This window comes from Nocardia sp. CA-119907 (assembly GCF_050955995.1).
Taxonomy (GTDB): domain Bacteria; phylum Actinomycetota; class Actinomycetes; order Mycobacteriales; family Mycobacteriaceae; genus Nocardia.
Genome location: NZ_CP192091.1, coordinates 2,332,733 through 2,351,540, shown reverse-complemented (window position 1 = coordinate 2,351,540; position 18,808 = coordinate 2,332,733). Strand labels below are relative to the sequence as shown.

The 18,808-nt window shown below is 67.7% G+C and carries 19 protein-coding genes; 7 read left to right on the top strand and 12 right to left on the bottom strand.

The window, feature by feature from the left end:
* Positions 1 to 155 precede the first annotated feature (155 nt).
* The 4 genes from ACQP2D_RS10505 to ACQP2D_RS10490 all read left to right on the top strand — a co-directional run bounded on the left by ACQP2D_RS10505 (position 156) and on the right by ACQP2D_RS10490 (position 3,346).
* A complete protein-coding gene (locus tag ACQP2D_RS10505) occupies positions 156 to 917 on the top strand; it encodes a hypothetical protein (protein WP_433683526.1) in 762 nt (253 codons plus the stop codon).
* Complete coding sequence (locus tag ACQP2D_RS10500) at positions 914 to 2,368, top strand: alpha/beta-hydrolase family protein (RefSeq protein ID WP_433683525.1); 1,455 nt, start codon at positions 914 to 916, stop codon at positions 2,366 to 2,368. Before ACQP2D_RS10505 ends, ACQP2D_RS10500 begins: the two co-directional genes overlap by 4 nt.
* 60 nt (positions 2,369 to 2,428) lie before the next feature.
* A complete protein-coding gene (locus ACQP2D_RS10495; RefSeq protein ID WP_433683524.1) occupies positions 2,429 to 2,875 on the top strand; it encodes an SRPBCC family protein in 447 nt (148 codons plus the stop codon).
* A gap of 132 nt (positions 2,876 to 3,007) precedes the next feature.
* Positions 3,008 to 3,346 carry a hypothetical protein gene (locus ACQP2D_RS10490; protein ID WP_433683523.1) on the top strand — a complete coding sequence of 113 codons (339 nt, stop codon included), beginning with the start codon at positions 3,008 to 3,010 and terminating at the stop codon, positions 3,344 to 3,346.
* Positions 3,347 to 3,405: 59 nt separating this feature from the next.
* Here the strand turns inward: ACQP2D_RS10490 and ACQP2D_RS10485 are convergent, their stop codons facing one another.
* Positions 3,406 to 3,993: a TetR/AcrR family transcriptional regulator gene (locus tag ACQP2D_RS10485; protein ID WP_433683522.1), complete on the bottom strand. Its 588-nt coding sequence runs from the start codon at positions 3,991 to 3,993 to the stop codon at positions 3,406 to 3,408.
* A gap of 107 nt (positions 3,994 to 4,100) precedes the next feature.
* Between ACQP2D_RS10485 and ACQP2D_RS10480 the strand changes: the two genes are divergently transcribed.
* Positions 4,101 to 5,000: an SDR family NAD(P)-dependent oxidoreductase gene (locus ACQP2D_RS10480; protein WP_433683521.1), complete on the top strand. Its 900-nt coding sequence runs from the start codon at positions 4,101 to 4,103 to the stop codon at positions 4,998 to 5,000.
* A gap of 108 nt (positions 5,001 to 5,108) precedes the next feature.
* On the opposite strand, the gene gatA is transcribed toward ACQP2D_RS10480, so the two are convergent.
* Positions 5,109 to 6,635: an Asp-tRNA(Asn)/Glu-tRNA(Gln) amidotransferase subunit GatA gene (gene gatA, locus ACQP2D_RS10475; protein WP_433683520.1), complete on the bottom strand. Its 1,527-nt coding sequence runs from the start codon at positions 6,633 to 6,635 to the stop codon at positions 5,109 to 5,111.
* Positions 6,632 to 6,931 carry an Asp-tRNA(Asn)/Glu-tRNA(Gln) amidotransferase subunit GatC gene (gene gatC, locus ACQP2D_RS10470; RefSeq protein ID WP_354955764.1) on the bottom strand — a complete coding sequence of 100 codons (300 nt, stop codon included), beginning with the start codon at positions 6,929 to 6,931 and terminating at the stop codon, positions 6,632 to 6,634. The genes gatA and gatC overlap by 4 nt, the downstream gene beginning before the upstream one ends.
* 262 nt (positions 6,932 to 7,193) lie before the next feature.
* On the opposite strand from gatC, the gene ACQP2D_RS10465 reads away from it, so the two are divergent.
* Positions 7,194 to 7,844 (top strand): amino acid-binding protein, encoded by a 651-nt coding sequence (locus tag ACQP2D_RS10465; RefSeq protein ID WP_433683519.1) that lies wholly within the window; start codon positions 7,194 to 7,196, stop codon positions 7,842 to 7,844.
* Between the two features lie 16 nt (positions 7,845 to 7,860).
* Here ACQP2D_RS10465 and ACQP2D_RS10460 read toward each other — a convergent pair whose 3' ends face one another.
* From ACQP2D_RS10460 to ACQP2D_RS10450, 3 genes are all read right to left on the bottom strand, one after another.
* Complete coding sequence (locus ACQP2D_RS10460; RefSeq protein ID WP_433683518.1) at positions 7,861 to 8,370, bottom strand: GNAT family N-acetyltransferase; 510 nt, start codon at positions 8,368 to 8,370, stop codon at positions 7,861 to 7,863.
* A gap of 113 nt (positions 8,371 to 8,483) precedes the next feature.
* Entirely contained in the window at positions 8,484 to 8,828 is a 345-nt protein-coding gene (locus ACQP2D_RS10455; protein ID WP_433683517.1) for a hypothetical protein, read from the bottom strand.
* 339 nt (positions 8,829 to 9,167) lie between these two features.
* Positions 9,168 to 10,412, bottom strand: a complete 1,245-nt coding sequence (locus tag ACQP2D_RS10450) for an AAA family ATPase (RefSeq protein WP_433685602.1) — start codon at positions 10,410 to 10,412, stop codon at positions 9,168 to 9,170.
* A 186-nt stretch (positions 10,413 to 10,598) separates the two neighbouring features.
* On the opposite strand from ACQP2D_RS10450, the gene ACQP2D_RS10445 reads away from it, so the two are divergent.
* Entirely contained in the window at positions 10,599 to 10,964 is a 366-nt protein-coding gene (locus ACQP2D_RS10445) for a hypothetical protein (protein ID WP_433683516.1), read from the top strand.
* On the opposite strand, the gene ACQP2D_RS10440 is transcribed toward ACQP2D_RS10445, so the two are convergent.
* From ACQP2D_RS10440 to ACQP2D_RS10415, 6 genes are all read right to left on the bottom strand, one after another.
* Positions 10,951 to 12,015, bottom strand: a complete 1,065-nt coding sequence (locus ACQP2D_RS10440) for an S-adenosylmethionine:tRNA ribosyltransferase-isomerase (protein WP_433683515.1) — start codon at positions 12,013 to 12,015, stop codon at positions 10,951 to 10,953. The genes ACQP2D_RS10445 and ACQP2D_RS10440 overlap by 14 nt on opposite strands.
* 134 nt (positions 12,016 to 12,149) lie before the next feature.
* Complete coding sequence (locus tag ACQP2D_RS10435) at positions 12,150 to 12,848, bottom strand: SDR family oxidoreductase (protein ID WP_433683514.1); 699 nt, start codon at positions 12,846 to 12,848, stop codon at positions 12,150 to 12,152.
* A 115-nt stretch (positions 12,849 to 12,963) separates the two neighbouring features.
* On the bottom strand, positions 12,964 to 15,078 hold the full coding sequence (gene ligA, locus ACQP2D_RS10430) for an NAD-dependent DNA ligase LigA (RefSeq protein ID WP_433683513.1): 2,115 nt from the start codon (positions 15,076 to 15,078) through the stop codon (positions 12,964 to 12,966).
* Positions 15,079 to 15,168: 90 nt separating this feature from the next.
* Complete coding sequence (locus ACQP2D_RS10425; RefSeq protein WP_433685601.1) at positions 15,169 to 16,230, bottom strand: methionine synthase; 1,062 nt, start codon at positions 16,228 to 16,230, stop codon at positions 15,169 to 15,171.
* 124 nt (positions 16,231 to 16,354) lie between these two features.
* Positions 16,355 to 17,473, bottom strand: a complete 1,119-nt coding sequence (mnmA, locus tag ACQP2D_RS10420; protein ID WP_433683512.1) for a tRNA 2-thiouridine(34) synthase MnmA — start codon at positions 17,471 to 17,473, stop codon at positions 16,355 to 16,357.
* On the bottom strand, positions 17,473 to 18,699 hold the full coding sequence (locus tag ACQP2D_RS10415) for a cysteine desulfurase family protein (protein ID WP_433683511.1): 1,227 nt from the start codon (positions 18,697 to 18,699) through the stop codon (positions 17,473 to 17,475). The genes mnmA and ACQP2D_RS10415 overlap by 1 nt, the downstream gene beginning before the upstream one ends.
* Positions 18,700 to 18,808 lie beyond the last annotated feature (109 nt).

The window sequence follows — 18,808 nt, the reverse complement described above, 5'->3', positions numbered from 1 at the left end:
GGAACCCGAGCGGTCCAGGTCCTCATACCCACGGGTGAAATCCGCTCCAGTACCGCGGGGGGAGCCGGCGCAGGCGCTCACCCGATGGCACGGGCCGAGAAACCGCACCCCGGCGTGAGGTGGCGCGCCGGACCGGATTCCTAGCGTCGAGCACCATGAGCACACCGAACACCGCGAGGCAGGCCGACGCCGGGGCGCACGACGCCCGAGCGCAACCCATCGCCCGGCGCTGCGCCGCATTGACGGCGGCCGCGCTGACCACCGTGGCGGCCACCATTGTGCTGGCGCCCGCGACGCACGCCGCCACCGTGCACCGACCGGCGGAAAACGCCGCGGCCGGTGCGGCGGTCGTCGACCTGACCTCGGGTGGGCCGGGTTCGGCCGCCGCGATTCCCGCCGATTTCGCGGACCGGTTCGACTATCGGCCGACTGTCGTCGACGGGCTGCTGGTGAATCCGAAGGGGGACTGCTCGTCACCGGTGACATTGCCCGCCGAATTCGAAACCGCTTGTAAGGCACACGATCTGGGCTACGACCTGCTGCGGTACGCGGGCGAGCGTGACGAGCCGCTGGCCGGCTGGGCGCGGCAGGCCCTCGACGCGACCCTCGCCACGCATATGCACGGGGCGTGCGCGAGCCGTGACGACGCGTTCTCCCGCGCTCGCTGCAATGCGATGGCGAGTATCGCGTACACATTCGTCGATCTGAATTCGCGACGGCAGGACTACGGGGTGCCGGTGCTCGAATCCGCACTCGGCGCGGAGAGTTCCGAGCGCGGCGGCGGGTGGCTGGCATGGCTTGCTGGTGTCGTCGGTCTCGGGGTGGTGCTGGCTGGTGTTCTGCCGTCCACCGAACGACGGGCCGGAGCTCGGGCAGCCGTTTCGAATCACATTGGTGTGCAGGGGGTTCAGGCGTGAGCACGTTGACATCGACCAGACCGGCCGCCACCGCGCGGAATGCCGCCGGGCCGACGAGCCCGAACGGCGGGTCACCTCGATATGGCCGTTGGAAGACATTGGTCGCCAATCGGTTTCGCCGAGCGCTGCGGCCACGCATCGGTACGACGCTCGGAATCGGCCTCGGCACAGTCATATCGCTCGCCCCCGGTCTGCTGCCACGCACTCCGAGCGCCCAAGCCGTGCTGACCGGACTACTGGCCGCCATCGCGCTCGGCACCGCGGGCATTCTACGAATTATGTTGCGGTACTGGAATTTCGACATCAACCATGCCGTGAGTCGGTTTCGGACACCACTGCTCGGTCTGACCGCGATCGCGATTCTCGGCACGGCCGCGAACGCGAGTCATTGGCAGAACCAGCTGCGTACGGCGATGGATACGACGCTCATCGGCCCGGGGTACTGGCTGCACTGGGCCCTGATATCGGCGGTGATCGTCGGCACTTGTGCCGGAATCGCCCGGGCCACCGGGTGGATCGCACGGCAACTCGGCTGGACGCGCGGTATCACGGTCACCGCGGTCGCGGCATCGGTGCTCTATCTCATCGGCGTGCCCGCAGTAGTGGACTGGCGGCGCAGCGCCTACGCCGCCGCCAATGCGACGATCGATCCCGAACTGGTGCAACCGGTTTCCTATGCCCGATCCGGCAGCGCCGAATCGGCCATCAGCTGGCCGTCGCTGGGCGCGGAGGGGCGCAAGTTCGTCACCGGATCACCCGCCGGACCGGTCCGGGTGTATGTCGGACTCGACTCCGCGTACGATCTCGATTCCCGGGTGGCCCTGGCGATTCGGGAACTGGAACGCTCCGGCGGACTGGAACGCTCGAATATCGTCCTTTCGGTACCGACCGGGTCGGGGTGGATCGATGCGAACGCTGTCCGCGGCTTCTACGAACGCTTCGGCGGCGACGTCGCCCTGGTCGGCATGCAGTACTCCTACGCCCCGAGCTGGGTGACCTTTCTCTTCGGCCGCGACGATGCGATCGCCTCGGCGCGTGCATTGTTCACCGCCGTGGAGCGGCGCATCGGCGCACTCGACCACCGGCCCCGGCTCTACGTCTATGGGCAGAGCCTCGGCGCGCTCGGCGGCAGCTCGATCTTCGCCGACGACGCCGACCAGGACCGCCGTACCTGCGCCGCCCTCTGGGCGGGTCCGCCCGCCGGTCAGGTGCATCATGCGGGGGCGACCGTGCTGGCCAATAGCTCCGATCCGGTGGTGCACTGGTCGCCGTCGCTGCTGTGGCGGGCTCCCGAACTTCGTGATATCCGGGTGGATGCCCCTGTCCCGCAATGGCTTCCGGTGGTCAGCTTCCTGCAGACCAGTGCCGACCTGCTCGCCGCACTGCACGCGCCGCCGGGCCACGGCCACCGCTACGGCACCGACCAGGGCACCGCCATGGGCACCTGCTGATCGGCGACTGCGCAGCTCGGAGGCTTGATCACCCTTAGAACTTGTTCTAGTTTACTGATCATGTCCTTTGTCATCGATGCCACCGTCGAGATCGACGCCCCCGCCGAACTGGTGTGGCAGGTGATCACCGACCTCCCCCGGTACGGCGAGTGGAACCCCTTCTGCATCGAAGCCCGCAGCACGCTCGTTCCCGGCGAACCCATCGACATGCTGGTCGCACTGTCCGGTTCCGGTCCCCGACGCCAGCGCGAATGGATGGTCTCGCACACCCCGGGCACCGAATTCAGCTACTCGATGAAACCGGTCCCGCTCGGTACCCTGCACAGCCTGCGCTCGCACAAGGTCACCCCGCTCGGCCCGGACCGCACCCGCTACGAATCCCACTTCGAACTCTCGGGCTGGCTGCACCCCCTCGTCATCGCCCTGCTCGGCAAGAACCTCCGCCGCGGCTTCGCCGGCATGACCGAAGGCATCCAGCGCCGAGCCGAATCCCTGCGCTCCCACTGACCTCCCACGCATATCGCACGTCGCTCCCGCATTCCCTCCGCGCTCACACACAACGACTCACCGCACGACACGCCGGGTGGCACACACGAAGGTATGCGGGAGCAACAGCGAGGCGGGTGTGGAGGCGTCTCAGTGGGGGTTGTTGACGTCTCCGCCGAACAGCTCATCGCCTCCTACCGCGACCTGATCCGCTGGCCCGAGCCGCCGCACTCCGCGTCCTCGGCGCGACCCTGCTCCCGTTCGGCGGTTCGCCCTACTACAGACGCCGCCGAGGCCAAGCCCCTCGCGGTCAACGAATGGATCCGCACCTCGGGAGAATACGACGCCATCGTCGATCTCGATGCCGTCCTCGCCGACCCTGCCGACCGCAGCCGCCTGGCCGCGGCCTTCGACAGCGGAGATCGTCCGCACCCGAATGACTCCGGCTACCGCATCATGGCCGCGACCGTAGATCCGGCCGACATCCGCTGAGCCAGGCCATGCCGCACCCCTGTTCGGGATCCGAGCGGGGGTGCGGGCGTCTGTGCGGGTCAGGGGGCGAGGTGGGCCAGGGCGGCATCGAGAGCGGCGTCGGCATAGTCCTCGGTGAGCCCGGGCAGGCCCAGGGCCCAACGGCTCTGAATCGGGCCGAGGAGCAGATCGATGGCGAAATCGAAGTCCAGGTCGGCGCGGAGTTGGCCCGCCCGGAGGCCTGCGGCGAGGCGTTCGGCGATGGCGGCGCGTTGCGGGAGCAGCAGTCGCTCGCGGTAGGCGCCGCCGAGTTCCGGATCCTGCTGGATCTCGATGTACATAGCGCGGAGGAAGACTTCGAAGCTCGGATCGGTGAGTTCGGCGATCGCGCCACGGACCAGCTCACGCAGGTCAGCACGGATATCGCCGGTGTCCGGAAGCACGAGACCGTCCGGGCCCGAATAGAGTTCGAGCATCGCGTCGAGTACGACCGCACCCTTCGATGGCCACCAGCGGTAGATCGTCTGCTTACCGACTCCGGCCCGTGCCGCGATGGCCTCGATGCTCAACTTCGCATACGGCAGCTCGCGGATCAGTTCGGTGGCGGCGGTGAGGATCGCGGCGCGGGCGCGTTCGCTGCGCCTGGCCGCGCTCGGTGTTTCGGCCATGTCGCGACTCTACCAACAACGAGACGAAACGTCTCGTCTTGACAACGCTTCACGCGCTTGGCATCTTTGTCCAACGAGACGGAGCGTCTCGCGACGAAAGGATCGACATGACCAGAACCTGGTTCATCACCGGCGCCAACCGCGGACTGGGGCGTGCGTTCACCCTCGCCGCGCTCGCCGATGGCGACGGTGTTGTCGCGACCGCTCGCGATCCGCGGTCCATGGCCGATATCGACAGTGACCGATTGACGGTGCTGCCCTTGGATGTTCGCGACCGTGACCGCGCGATCGCCACCGTGGGCCAGGCATTCGCGATCGCGGGCAGTATCGACGTGATCGTGAACAACGCCGGATACGGTCTGGTCGGCGCGGTAGAGGAACTGACCGAGGCCGAGATCCGCGCCCAGATGGATACCAATTTCTATGGCGCGCTGTGGGTTTCACAGGCGGCGGTACCGCACCTGCGCAAACAGGGATCGGGACACATCGTGCAGATCTCGACGGTCGGCGCGGTGGGCAGCCTGCCGCTGTTCAGCATGTACAACGCGAGCAAATGGGCGCTGGAGGGTTTCGGCGCATCACTCGCGGATGAGCTGCGGCCCTTCGGAATTCACGTCACGCTGGCACAGCTGGGCGGCTTCGACACCGATTGGGCGAAGTCGAGCATGAAGTTCGCGACGGCGCTCCCGGCGTACGACGAACTGCGCAGCGGCATCCTCGGCATGCCGGACTACCCGGACCCGACTGCGCCGCTACCGGTCACCGACGAAGCAACCGATCTCGCCCCGGCAGGCCAGGCCGAGACCACAGCCGAAACGGACGCCACTGCCGAGTGGGTCGAGGCGGCCCCGGAAGTGGCCGCGGCGGAGTTGATCGCGCTGGTGAACATGCCGAATCCGCCGCTGCGCAAGGTGATCGGACCCGGTGCGCACCAGATGGTGGCGATGGCACTGGATCAGCGGCGTCAGGACTATCTGACGGATCCGGAGTTCATCTGGCCCGCGTAGCGACCATCGAGCGGTAGAAAGCCGTGCACTGAGCCCCTGGTCCCGTCGAGATCCGAGGTATCGAGACGAGACCCGGGGCTCGGGGCCACTACCACTCACTATGGGCCGTCAGGCGACCGGTCCCCGCGCGGCCTCGTACGCCGCACCGACGCGGTACAGCCGATCGTCGGCGAGGGCGGGTGCCATGATCTGCAGGCCCACCGGCATGCCGTCGTCCTTGCTCAACCCCGACGGCACCGACATGGCCGGATGTCCGGCCAGATTCGTCGGCAGGGTGCACAGGTCCGAGAGGTACATCGCCAGCGGATCATCGACCTTCTCCCCGAGCTTCCACGGGGTGAACGGGCTCGTCGGGGAGATCAGGACGTCGACCTGCTCATAGGCCTTGTCGAAGTCGCGGGCGATCAGCGTGCGCACCTTGAGCGCCTGACCGTAGTATTCGTCGTAGTAGCCGGCCGACAGTGCGTAGGTGCCGATCATGATGCGGCGCTTGACCTCCGGACCGAATCCGGCCGCGCGGGTAGCGGCCATGACCTGCTCGGCGCTGTGGCTGCCGTCATCGGCGACGCGCAGCCCGTAGCGCATGGCGTCGAAGCGCGCCAGGTTCGAGGACACCTCGCTCGGCAGGATCAGGTAGTAGGAGGCCAGCGCGTATTCGAAGTGCGGACACGACACCTCGACCACCTCGGCGCCCAACTCCTTCAGCACCGCGACCGCCGCGTCGAAGGATGCGATGACGCCCGGCTGGTAGCTGTCGGAGTGGAGTTCCTTCACCACACCGACTTTCACGCCGCGCAGATCACCGGTGGCGCCCTGACGCGCCGCGGCCACCACCGGCGGCACCGGCACATCGCGGGAGGTGGAGTCGCGTGGATCGTATCCGGCGACCACCTCGTGCAGCAGCGCGGTGTCGAGCACGGTGCGACCGCACGGGCCGCCCTGGTCCAGCGATGACGCGCAGGCGACCAGACCGAACCGGGAAACGGTGCCATAGGTCGGCTTGGTGCCGACGGTCGCGGTCACCGCGGCGGGCTGACGAATCGACCCGCCGGTATCGGTGCCGATCGCCAACGGCGCCTGGTGCGAGGCCAGCGCGGCCGCCGAACCACCGCCGGAGCCACCCGGAATCCTGGTGGTATCCCACGGATTACGGGTCGGGCCGAAGGCCGAGTTCTCGGTGGAGGAGCCCATGGCGAACTCGTCCATATTGGTCTTGCCGAGGATCGGGATGCCCGCGGCGCGCAACCGGGCGGTCAGCGTCGCGTCGTAGGGCGCGACCCAGCCCTCGAGAATTTTCGAGGCGCAGGTGGTCGGCATATCGGTGGTGGTGAAAACGTCCTTGAGCGCCAACGGAACTCCGGCCAGCGGCGAGGCGGGCGCATCGCCAGCGGCCAGCGCGGCGTCCACCGCGGCGGCCGCGCTGAGCGCCTCGTTCCCGGCCACGTGCAGGAATGCGTGGTACTCGCCGTCGACGGCGGCGATCCGATCCAGATGCGCCTGGGTGACCTCCACCGAGGTCACCTCACGGCCGTGGATCTTTGCCGCCAGTTCGGCAGCCGACAATGCCGTCAGGTCCGTCCCACCCGTCTCCCGACCGCCGCCGCCCACGGAATCACTACGCGATGCTGCACTCATTCGCCTTCTCCCAGGATCTGCGGAACCACGAACCGCTGGTCTTCGACCGCGGGAGCGCCGGACAGCGCCTCCTCCGGGGTCAGGCACGGAACGACCTGATCCGGACGCGTCACATTGGTCGCCGGATTCGGCGACGCGGTCGCGGGCACATCGGCGGCGGCGACCTCGGAGACGGTCCGCACGTGACTCAGGATCGAATCCAACTGACCGGCGAACTGATCGAGTTCGGCTTCGGACAGGGCGAGCCTGGACAGCCGGGCGAGGTGTGCGACCTCGTCGCGGGAGATGGCGGGCACCGCGGACCCCTTTCGGCATGATTTGAGCTTCGTGAACGGCCACCGAACAGCCTAGCGACCATCTATCGCACAATTTTCACAGGAGCCGGGCATCCGACGACACACCCCGCCCACTAGCGTGACACGCCGCATCCGAACGAATTCGCGGTGTGGCATCCGTCACTGGCCGTACTTCGAGTCGATAACCGGGACTCAGGGGTGTAAGTATTGCGTGACCCGGGTATTCGTTTCAGAGCCTCGGCCGCCAAGGAAAGGAATGCGCGTGTCATACCTGCTCCGCGTGCAACTTCCGGATCGACCGGGAAGCCTCGGTGCGCTCGCACTCGCACTGGGCTCCGTCGGCGCGGACATCCTCTCCCTCGACGTGGTCGAGCGGGGCGCGGGTTTCGCGGTCGACGACCTCGTCGTCGAGGTGCCGCAGGGTGCGTTACCGGACACCTTGATCACCGCCGCGGAATCGATCGGCGATGTGCACGTGGACTCCATCCGCCCGTACTCCGGCGTGCTGGACACCCATCGCGAACTCGAGCTGATCGACCAGGTCGCCAGCGCCCGCGACGACCGGATGCAGGTGCTCGTCGACGGCGTGCCGCGGGTGCTGCGGGTCGGCTGGAGCACCATTATCGATATGGGCCCGCAGGGCGCCTACCGCGTCGTCGGCAGCCAATCCGCGCCGCAGACACAGGCCGGTTCGGCGCCGTGGATGCCACTGGAGAAGCCCGCCGTCCTCGATCCCGAGGCCGATTGGGTGCCGCAGATCTGGCGCGATATGGATACCAAACTGGCGGCCGCGCCACTGGGCAATACCGGCAAGGTGCTGCTGCTCGGGCGCCCCGGTGGACCCGACTTCCGTCCGTCCGAGGTCGCGCGGCTCGGCTACCTGGCGGGCATCGTCGCGACCGTGCTGGGCTGAGCCCGCCCGCCGCGGATCAGGCCGAAAGATCCAAGCGCAGCACGGTCAACCACTCTCCCGCCTCGGTCGTCCAATCCCGTTCCGGCGCAGGGACGAAACCGAAACGATCGTAGATCCGCCGTGCATCGACCATGGCGGGCATGGTGGTAAGTACCACGGCGTCAAAGGATTCGGCACGGGCCAACTCGATGACGGTGCGTATCAATGCCGTTCCCGCGCCGAGGCCGCGCGCGGATTTCGAAACGGCGAGCATGCGGAACTCCAGCTCACCCGTCCGGGCGATATCGGCATACGGCGTGCCTGGCCGGGCGATCGCCAGCGCGCCGACCACCTGACCCTCGCGCACCGCGACGAGCACTTGGGCCGCGTCGGCGCGACGGGCGATATCGGCGAGTTCGGTGACATAGGGGCTGCCCGCGCGCACGAAGCCTTCACCGACGTAGACCTGGACCGTCAGCTCCCCGACCGCGTCGTACTCATCCGGCCGAGCAGTTCGAATGACGAGCTCGGCGTCTTTCGCATCCATACCCGCATCCTCCCACCGGCCAAGCAGCCGCACGGCAACAACCCGATCGAGCCCACTCGCTGCCCGGGCCGCCAACTCCGCGTCCGCCACCGCCGGTCGGGCTCGCGACCAGGTCAGAAACCGAGACCCGGACGCGCGCCCGGATGCGAGATCTGCCAGCGTTCGGGTTTGCCGGACGGATAGACGACCGGGATGAGATCGCCGATCGCAGGCCAATCGTTCACATCCCAGGCCATGCGGCCGTAGACCACGGCGCCGGGCACCGACGGCCCGGTCAGATTGCCGGTGATCGTCACATACTGCGCACCGGTCGCATCGGGCCGCGGACTCACCCCGGTGACATACAGCGTCCCCGACTCCGGATTCGCCAATCGGAACCCGTTGCGCCCACGCAGGAAGAGCATGACCAGCGCCACCAGCGCGCCGACAACGATCAGCAGCATCGCGAACTCCACCATGGCACCCATGCTATTGGTCCTCGCACGCTCGTCGTCGGCGCTGCCGAGGTTCCGGGTATCGCGGGTGACCGATGTGCAGGGCCATCGGACGACCGCAGCACCGCCGAACGACCACACCACCGCCGAACGACCACAGCACCATCGAACGACCACACCACCGCCGAACGACCACACCACCATCGAACGACCACACCACCGCCGAACGACCACACCACCGCCGAACGACCACAGCACCATCGAACGACCACAGCACCATCGAACGACCACAGCACCGCCGAACGACCACAGGATCGTCCGACGATCGCAGCGCCGGCCACACCGACGACACGCTTCGGCGGACTACAGCGCGGCGAGCTCGCTGGTGCCGTGTTCGGTGCGACGGATCTGCCAGACCGCGGTGCGGGTGCGCTGCGAGCGACCGTTCGCCCGATCGATCAGTGCGCGATTGTTCGTTGTGAAGATCAATTGCGCACCACGGGAATTCGTCTCCGGATTCTGGAAGAGCTGGATCAGCCGGTCGGTCTCCTCGACCGGCAGCTGCGCGCCGATATCGTCGACCGCGAGCACTCGACCGGAGTCCAGCGCGTCGAGCATGGTCGGCAGCAGCCGCAGCATCGACAGTGTCGCGGCGGATTCGTCAGTGATATCGAAGACGGCATCGATCCCGGTGTGCACCAGGCCGAGCCCGACGCCGCGGCGTTCGACCATCCTGGTGTAGAGGGCATCGCGGGCGGCCTTCAGATTGCCGAGCTCGCGTTCGAGCATGACCTCGGTGATGCCGTTATCCCGCAGCAACTGGTCGGCGTGGCCCGGCGAAGTGGCACAGAGCTCCACCTGCTTGGCCGTCCCGGCGATATCGGCGTCGAGTTCGCGCAGATAGTCCGCGTACATCGGATCGGGTTCGGCGATCAACAGATCGGAAATGCCGAGTTCGGCGGTGCGCAGCAGCATGAGCAGCCGCACCGCATGATCCGGGGCGGCGGAGAGATGCCTGCCGAGCCGACGCGCCACCGCCGCGGCATCGACGGCACCGTGCTGCACCTCGAGCATCGCGGAGAACCACCGATACGCGGGCACCAGCGCCTCGGCGTACATCTGCCCGGCAAGACTGAGCAGCAACGCATTCGGGCGCACCAGCGGTAGCAAGGCCGCGATACCGTAGCGCGCGGCCTCGAACATCGGGCCGATCTTGATCTGTTCGCCATTGCGCTCGAAGACGATTCGCTTGCGCGAGCGGGGATGGGTGTAGAGCCATTCGGCCGTCACATCCGCATTGTCCAACCGGAACCCGTAGGTGTACGGCACCCCCTCGGCGACGAAGCCCGCCACGAATTCCGAAGGGCGATCCGGGAATCCGCGATGCGGCGCGCGCACCGGCCCGGCATACGGATCCCAGCCGGTCACCGAATTCAGCACCGCATCGCGCATCTGCCCCAGCGCGTCGATCAGGTTCGTCTTACCCGCGGCACTCGCACCGTGCACTGCCGTCACCGGCACCGCGACCGGACCACTCCCCCGGCTCAATCGCAAGTCCTGCCGTTCGGCCAGCGATCTGTGATTCGTCACCTGAAAACTGCGCAGCATCCCGCCATCCTGTCGGTTCGCCCGGCCGTGCGCGACATTGCCACCGGCGTGGCGCGCCGCGATGATCTCCACCCGATGCCTTCGCACGGGCTTCGACCGGACAAATGCGCACGTCACGCGTTATCATGCTGGCGCCGCGGCTATCCGCTGGCACCTGCCGGATATGTATTGATGAGGGATTCAACGATGGAACCGACGATTCGTCGTCTTGTGGCCCGAAGCTCCGTCGCGGCCGCGCTCGCGCTCGGCCCGCTGGTCGTACTCGGCCCGCCGCAGGCCGCCGCCGAGGCGCCCTGTCCGGACGGTACCGCCCGGATCTTCTTCCACGACGAGACCAATAACTGCCAGGGTGGCGGCACCTACAGTTTCGACGGCACGCCCGCGCTCGTGAAGGTGTGCTCGGTGGGCAAGGTGCAGGTCATCGTCGATACCACCGTCCAGAAGAGCCGGACCAAGACCAGGACCGACCATCTCGATCTCAGCAACGGTCAGTGCGGACGGGTCACGATCGCCGGTCAGCTCGACTCCACGGTGACCATTACGCCCTCCTAGGTCCGAACAGCAGCGCGCTGTCGCCGAACTCGTGCCACAGATAGCCGGTATCGAGAGCGATGGCATAGGCCTCGTGCACGCGGGCCTCGCCCGCCACGGCGACGAGCAGATCCAGATGTGAGGCGCCAGGAGCGTGCCAGCCGGTAATGATGCCGTCGACCACCCGGGCGGGCCGCTGTTGCCCCAGGACTACTTCGGTCCATCCTCGGGCCGGATGCACGACACCGTTGTGATCGGCCGTGGTCTCCAATGCTCGGGTCACCGTGGTGCCGACCGCGATGATGCGGCCGCCCGCCGCCCTGGTGTCGTTCACCAGACGTGCGGTCGTCGCCGGTACCGCGAAGCGCTCCGGGCTCGGCGGTTCGCCCGCCTCGGGCGAGGAGACCCCGGTGTGCAGGGTGATCGGCGCGATCGCCACACCGGAAGTCACCAGATCGAGCACCAGTCCTTGGGTGAACGGGCGCGCCGCGCTCGGCATTTCGGCACTGCCGGGAATCCGGCCGAATACCGTCGTGTAGTAGGACGGCGACCAACGCTGTGGCACATACGAATAGGTGATCGGATAGCCGTGGGTCGCCAGCAGCCAGGTGGGATCCGCGCTGAGTTCGGCGATCCAGAGTCGGCGCGCACCCGGTAGCCAGGGTTCGCGAAGGGTGGCCGTGGCGCCATCGGGCAGCCGGATCTCATTGCCCGCGTAGAGATCACCCGCATACGGTGTTCGTTCGCGGGTGCGCACCTCCACCACCCAGAGTCCGTCGCAGCCACCGAAGGTATCCGGTGGACCGCTGGCCGACGCCTCCGTATCGACGGACGCGTTGAGCCAGGTGGACAGGTGCAGTGTGATCGGTGTGCCGTCGAGAACGCCGTCGACCGCGGCGGCCAGGGTGGACGAATTGTTCACCACCACCAGGTCACCCGCATGTAACTGCTGTGGCAGCTCACGGAATACGGTGTGGGTGAGGCGATCCGCCGCCACCAGCATCCGGACCTCGTCACGGCCCAGACCGCGCGCCTCCGGCGGGGCGATGGCATTGCGCTCGGGCGGCAGCATGTCGGGCCATTCGTTCAGCGCCGCAGGCCCACCCGTCGCCCGAGAACCACCCCCCTTCGAATCGCTTCGCGATGCTGTCGGCCCACCCGTCGCCCGACCACCACCCCCCTTCGAATCGCTTCGCGATGCTGTCGTCATCTGGCGACCCCCGCGGTGAAATCGGCCACGGTATAGCGGCCGCTCTTCGGTCGCTGCTCGATCAGTCGCAACAGCGCGGGCACCACGGTCGCGGGCTCCGGGCGATCGGAGATATCGTCGCCGGGAAATGCGGCCTGGTGCATTTCGGTGCGCATATCGCCGGGATCGAAGGCATAGATCGACTGGTCCGGATGTTCGGCGCCCAGAATGGCGGTGAGCTGGTCGAGTGCCGCCTTCGAGGAGCCGTAACCGCCCCAATCCGGATACGGTTCGACGCCCGCGTCGGAGCTGATGTTCACCGCGACCCCGTCCGCGCCGAGCAGCGGCAGTGCGAATTGCAGAACCGCGAGCGGGGCAATGACATTGGTGCGGTAGACCAGTTCGAGCTCGTTGAGCGGATAGTCCGCCAGCCGCGGCAGCGGACTGGGCCCGAGCCTGCTCGCATTGTTCACGAGCAGGTCGAGATGTCCGAACCCACCGGCGATCTCGGCCAGTTCGGCGCGATGCGCCGGATCGGTGATATCGCCGGGCAACGCGAGAAAGGCTTCGCCGAGTTCGGATTCCACCCGTTCGAGCCGGTCGGCGCGGCGGGCGGTGCCGATCACCCGCCAGCCGCGCGCGATCAGCGAACGCGCAAGAGCCAGACCGAATCCCGCCGAAGCACCGGTGATCAGAGCGGTTGAGCGGTGAGTCATATCGAATCTCCTGATAGTTAGCTACCAGTCGATCGTCATACCTCGAGCTAGGTTCAGGTCAAGCACTGTTCGCCGACGGCATACGCGGCCGATCACCAGCTCCCCGAGCAGCCGCCTATTCCTCTGCTTCGGCGTCTCCTTCGGCGGTATCGGATGACACCGCCGCTGGGCCCTGCTCGAGCAGGAGCCGGAAGCCGGCCTCATCGAGGATCGGCACGCCCAGTTCCTCCGCCTTCGCGGCCTTGGATCCCGGCGACTCACCGATCACCACGAACGCGGTCTTCTTGGATACCGAGCCCGCGGCCTTGCCGCCGCGCACCAGGATGGCTTCCTTGGCCCCGTCGCGGGAAAATCCCTCCAGCGAACCGGTCACCACGATCGATAGGCCCTCGAGCGTCCGCTCGATGGACTCGTCGCGCTCATCGGCCATGCGCACGCCCGCCGCACGCCACTTGTCGACGATCGCGCGATGCCAGTCGACGGTGAACCAATCCACCACCGCGTTCGCAATGGTCGGACCGACCCCGTCGGCAGCGCCGAGTTCCTCGGCCGATGCTTGTTCGATGCGATCCATGCTGGCGAATTCCGCGGCGAGCGCACGGGCGGCGGTCGGACCGACGTGCCGGATGGACAGGCCGACCAGCGCGCGCCACAGCGGGCGGCCCTTGGCGGCCTGCAGGTTCTCCAGCAGTCGCTTGCCGTTCGCGGACAAGGTGCCGTCCATATTCGCGTACAGCGAGGTGGTCAGCAGCCGCGCCTCGTCGAGGTCGAACAGATCGCCCTCATCGGTGATCGCGCCCGAGCGCAGCAGGTCCACCGCGCCCTCGTAGCCGAGCGCCTCGATATCGAAGACCCGACGGCTCGCGATATAGAACATCCGCTCCCGCCGCTGCCCCGGACAGAACTGCCCATTGGGGCAGCGGATATCGGCGTCGCTCTCCTTCTCCGGCGCCAGCTCCGCACCGCATTCGGGACACAGTGTCGGCATGACGAATTCGCGCTCGTCGCCGGTGCGCGCGTCCACCACCGGTCCGAGCACCTCGGGGATGACATCGCCCGCTTTGCGGATGGTGACGGTGTCACCGATCAGCACACCCTTGCGCTTCACCTCGGAGGCGTTGTGCAGGGTGGCCCGCGCGACCGTGGAACCCGCGATGGAGACCGGCTCCATCACCGCGAACGGGGTGACCCGGCCGGTGCGGCCGACATTCACCTCGATGCCGAGCAGCTTGGTCGTCGCCTCCTCCGGCGGGTACTTGTAGGCGATCGCCCAGCGCGGGGCGCGCGAGGTGGAACCGAGACGCCGTTGCAGCGCCGTCTCGTCGACCTTGATCACCTGACCGTCGATCTCGTGCTCGATATCGTGACGGTGCTCGCCCCAGTAGTTGACGCGCTCGATCACCGCTTCGATGCCCTGTACCAGCTTCGTATGCTCGGAGACCGGCAGACCCCAGGCGGCCAGGGCGCGATAGGCGTCGTGCTGTGAGGTCGGGGTGTAGCCCTCGATGCGACCGAAGCCGTGGCAGATCATCCGCAGCCGACGCCGCGCGGTGACCGCCGGATCCTTCTGCCGCAGCGAACCCGCCGCGGTATTGCGCGGATTCGCGTACGGCGGTTTGCCCTCGGCCACGATCGCGGCATTGAGCGTCGCGAAATCCTCCAGCCGGAAGTAGACCTCGCCACGCACCTCGAGCAGTTCGGGGATCGGGAACTCCTCCGACGGCGTCAGCTCGCCCGGGATGTCCTCGATGGTGCGCGCGTTGAGCGTGACGTCCTCACCGGTGCGTCCGTCGCCGCGCGTCGCACCGCGCACCAGCCGCCCGTTCTCATAGACCAGGTTCAGCGCGACGCCATCGATCTTCACCTCGCACAGATAGTGCAGATCCGATCCGGTCTCCGCCTCCACCCGACTCGCCCAGGTGCGCAGCTCGTCGAAGTCGAACACATTGTCCAGCGACAGCATCCGCTCCAGGTGGTCCACGGCGGTGAAGTCCGTCGCGAATCCGCCGCCGACCAGCTGCGTCGGCGAATCGGGTGTGCGCAGATCAGGGTGCGTGTCCTCCAGTGCCTGCAGTTGCCGCAGCAGCTTGTCGAACTCGCCGTCGGAGATGATCGGCGCGTCCCGGACGTAGTACCGGAACTGATGCTCCCGAACCTCGTCCGCGAGCCGCTGCCACTCCACTCGCTGCTCCGGGGTCGCTGGCTCCGCCACAATGTCGCTGTCACTCACCCATCGCACATTAGCCGAGCCCACTGACATCCAGCCGCCACATTCCCGCACGTCGCGGCGGACTCATCGCACGGATCGCAGCGCCCGGCCTCAGGTGAAGTCGAGCGATTCGGGTTCCTCGGCGTAGGCGCGTGCCACCTCGGTGGACAGGCGCAGGGCCGCGCGAGCCCAGTCCAGTGGCGCACCGGCAAGACCGCAGGCGGGGGCGACGAGGATCTGGGTGGCGAGGGTCGAGCGGCGCAGGCCGAGGCGGTCGATCAGGCGGACGCCGGGCTCGGCGATATCGCGCCAGGTCGGGGGTTTGGCGGGCCGGGCTGTCGGAACGAGGCCCAGCGCCACTTGCTTTCCGGTATCGAGGATTTCACCGATATCGTCCAGATCTCGGGTGGCGATGGTGGCCATATCGAACCCGATGGCGGCGGCCGTGCTACCGCGCAGGAAGGACAGTGCGGGCGACTCGGCGCAGCTGTGGACCAGGACCGGAGCGGATTGCGCGGTGATGACCGCGTCCAGCACGGCGAGTGCTTCCGGTTCGGGGATGGCGCGCACGGTGTCGAGGACACTGACACCGCGTAGCGAGCCGTTCAGCACCTCGGTCAGCGACGGTTCATCCAGTTGCAGAACAACTTCCGCGCCGAGGCGCTTGTGCACCTCGCTCGCATGCCGATTCAGGCCTTCGGCGAGGGATTCCGAAATATCGCGCACCGCACCGGAATCGGTGAGTGCGCGGTGACCGCCGGGCAGTTCGAGCTGGGCCGCCAGCGTCAGCGGACCGGCCGCCTGCAGTTTGACCGTGCGACCGGCATTCGCCGAACCCGCTGTCTCCCATGCCTCTTCGAGGGCGTCGAGGTCCGACCTGAGCAGATCGCGAGCACGTCGGGAGACCGCACCCGGCCGGGACACCAGCCGATATCCCCGCGTCGTGGTGTCGAATCGCATATCGACCAGCAGCGCGGAGACACGGCCGATCACGTCCGAACCGGTACCGCGTCCTGGCAGTTCGACCAGATGCGGCAGTTCCGGCAACTCACCGATAATGGTGGCCGCGGCCTCGCGCGGATCGGTGCCGGGCCAGGACCCGACGGCCGTCGCGATCCCACCCGGGATCCGGACGGGTACCTTCGCCTCGAGTTCGCCCGATTCCCTGGCGATTTCGCTCACTGCGCTGCCCCTATGCGGGGCGTACACCCCATTGTGTGATGGATCCCGGTCTGCGCCGAGATGACGCAGAGGGTGAACCGATCTCGCTTGCCGCGTCGCCCGATATAGGCACCGCTCACTGGGCGGTGCTCGCGCCCGCGCCGACAGAATCGGACGCGTCGCGCGAGGTGCCGGTAATGGTGCCGCTGCCGATCACCTGATCCCCCAGGGCATCCGGGCGGTACAGCACCACGGCCTGACCGCGGGCCACACCGGTCAGCGGCTCGCGCAGCCGCACGATCAGTCCGTCGCCGTCCGCCTCGGCCATGGCCGGTGCGGTGCCACCGTGTGCGCGCACCTGCGCGACACAGTCGATCGCCCCCTCGGGCGTGGAGCCGGAGGTCCAGATCGCGCGGTCGGCCGCAACGGTCCACACCTGCAGATCCTCGGCGGAGCCGACGCGAACGGTGCCGGAGTCCGGATCGATGTCGGTGACGTAGCGCGGCTTGCCGTCCGCGGCCGGACCGGGCAGCCCGAGTCCCTTGCGCTGGCCGATCGTGAATCCGTGCACGCCTTCGTGATTTCCGAGCACCTGGCCGTCGGCGTCGACCACCGCACCCGGCCGAATGCCGATCTTCGCACCGAGGAAGGCGCGGGTGTCACCGGAGGGGATGAAGCAGATGTCATGGCTGTCGGGCTTATTCGCCACCGCGAGCCCGCGCTCGGCGGCCTCCGCCCGGATCTGCGGCTTGGGGGTGTCGCCCACCGGGAACATGGCCCGCGACAGCTGCTGCGCGGTCAGCACCGCGAGCACATAGGACTGGTCCTTATCGGCGTCGACGGCCCGGCGCAGCACACCGTCCTCGAGCCGCGCGTAGTGGCCGGTGACCACGGCGTCGAAGCCGAGTGCCACGGCGCGATCGGCGAGGGCGGAGAACTTGATCTTCTCGTTGCAGCGCAGACACGGATTCGGCGTCTCACCGGCCGCGTACGCGGCGACGAAATCATCGATCACGTCTTCCTTGAAGCGGTCGGCGAAATCCCAGACATAGAAGGGGATGCCGAGCACATCGGCGGCCCGCCGGGCGTCACCGGCGTCCTCCTTGGAGCAGCAACCGCGCGAACCGGTGCGCAGTGTGCCCGGTGTCGCCGACAGCGCCAGATGCACGCCGACCACCTCGTGACCCGCGTCGACGGCACGTGCCGCCGCCACTGCCGAATCCACACCACCACTCATCGCGGCGAGTACCCGCATCAGACACCTCCCTTCGCACCGGCCAGACCCGCGGCCCTGGCCCTTTCCACTATCCGGGGCAATACATTCAGCACCGCGTCCACATCGGCCCGCGTCGAGGTGTGCCCCAGTGAGAACCGCAGCGAACCGCGCGCCTGCCACGGTTCGACGCCCATGGCGATCAGCACATGGCTCGGGGCGGCGACACCCGCATTGCAGGCCGATCCGGTCGAACATTCGATTCCGGCCGCGTCCAGCAGCATCAGCAGCGAATCACCCTCGCAGCCGGGGAAAGTGAAATGCACATTGCCCGGCAGTCGCCGCTCCCCGACCGGACCACTCAGTACCGCATCCGGAACGGCCGCGCGGATACCCGCGATCAGGTCATCCCGCATCGCGGTCAATTCCGGTGTGCGCGTGGGCAACTCGGCCACGGTGCGATGCAATGCGGTGGCCAGTCCGACGGCCGCCGCGGTATCGGAGGTCCCCGAGCGCAGATCGCGCTCGTGCCCGCCGCCGTGCAGCAGCGGCACACACGGCACCTGCCTGCCGAGCAGCAGGACACCGACACCGTGCGGGCCACCGACCTTGTGACCGGCGAAACTCGCCGCCGACAGCGCGCTCGCCGCGAAGTCGATCGGCAGCTGCGCGGCGGCCTGGATCGCATCGCTGTGCATCGGCACGCCGAATTCGTGTGCCACCGTGGCCAATTCGGCGATCGGGGCGATGGTGCCCACCTCATTATTGGCCCACATGATGCTCACCAGCGCGACCTCGTCGACATACTCGGCCAGCGCCGCCCGCAAAACCCGCGGCGATACGACACCGTCGGCGTCCACCGGCAGCCAGGTCACCTGGGCGCCCTCGTGCTGTTCCAGCCATTCGACCGCGTCGATGACCGCGTGGTGTTCGGTCGAACCCGCGATGATCCTGGTCCGGCGCGGATCGGCGGCGCGGCTGGCCCAGTAGATGCCCTTGATCGCCAGATTGTCGCTCTCGGTCCCACCCGAGGTGAAGATCACCTCCGACGGCCGGGCGCCCAGATCGGCGGCGATCGATTCGCGCGCCTCCTCCAGCAGCCGCCGTGCCGTGCGCCCCGAACCGTGCAGTGAGGAGGCATTGCCCGTCATCCCGAGGGCAGCCGTCATCGCCTCGATCGCGGCAGGCACCATCGGAGTGGTCGCCGCATGATCGAGGTAGACCGTCTTGGGCGCACCGTGGACCGGACCCGAAAAAGCCGACTTCATGACCAGTAAAGGATAGCCGTCGGCCTTTCGTCGTTATTCCCGCCCGATCGCAGTGACCGGCGAGCCGACGGCGCGCCCGGTGTAACAAACTGCGCTATCGGCGTGTTCG

Bases quoted from the DNA above. Each gene is read 5' to 3' on its own strand.
- mnmA (WP_433683512.1), bottom strand. From the start codon at position 17,473: ATGCGGGTACTCGCCGCGATGAGTGGTGGTGTGGATTCGGCAGTGGCG.
- ACQP2D_RS10505 (WP_433683526.1), top strand. From the start codon at position 156: ATGAGCACACCGAACACCGCGAGGCAGGCCGACGCCGGGGCGCACGAC.
- ACQP2D_RS10460 (WP_433683518.1), bottom strand. From the start codon at position 8,370: ATGGATGCGAAAGACGCCGAGCTCGTCATTCGAACTGCTCGGCCGGAT.
- ACQP2D_RS10480 (WP_433683521.1), top strand. From the start codon at position 4,101: ATGACCAGAACCTGGTTCATCACCGGCGCCAACCGCGGACTGGGGCGT.
- ACQP2D_RS10455 (WP_433683517.1), bottom strand. From the start codon at position 8,828: ATGGTGGAGTTCGCGATGCTGCTGATCGTTGTCGGCGCGCTGGTGGCG.
- ACQP2D_RS10445 (WP_433683516.1), top strand. From the start codon at position 10,599: ATGGAACCGACGATTCGTCGTCTTGTGGCCCGAAGCTCCGTCGCGGCC.
- ACQP2D_RS10435 (WP_433683514.1), bottom strand. From the start codon at position 12,848: ATGACTCACCGCTCAACCGCTCTGATCACCGGTGCTTCGGCGGGATTC.
- ACQP2D_RS10440 (WP_433683515.1), bottom strand. From the start codon at position 12,015: ATGCTGCCGCCCGAGCGCAATGCCATCGCCCCGCCGGAGGCGCGCGGT.
- ACQP2D_RS10450 (WP_433685602.1), bottom strand. From the start codon at position 10,412: ATGCTGCGCAGTTTTCAGGTGACGAATCACAGATCGCTGGCCGAACGG.
- ACQP2D_RS10495 (WP_433683524.1), top strand. From the start codon at position 2,429: ATGTCCTTTGTCATCGATGCCACCGTCGAGATCGACGCCCCCGCCGAA.
- ACQP2D_RS10485 (WP_433683522.1), bottom strand. From the start codon at position 3,993: ATGGCCGAAACACCGAGCGCGGCCAGGCGCAGCGAACGCGCCCGCGCC.
- ACQP2D_RS10415 (WP_433683511.1), bottom strand. From the start codon at position 18,699: ATGAAGTCGGCTTTTTCGGGTCCGGTCCACGGTGCGCCCAAGACGGTC.
- gatA (WP_433683520.1), bottom strand. From the start codon at position 6,635: ATGAGTGCAGCATCGCGTAGTGATTCCGTGGGCGGCGGCGGTCGGGAG.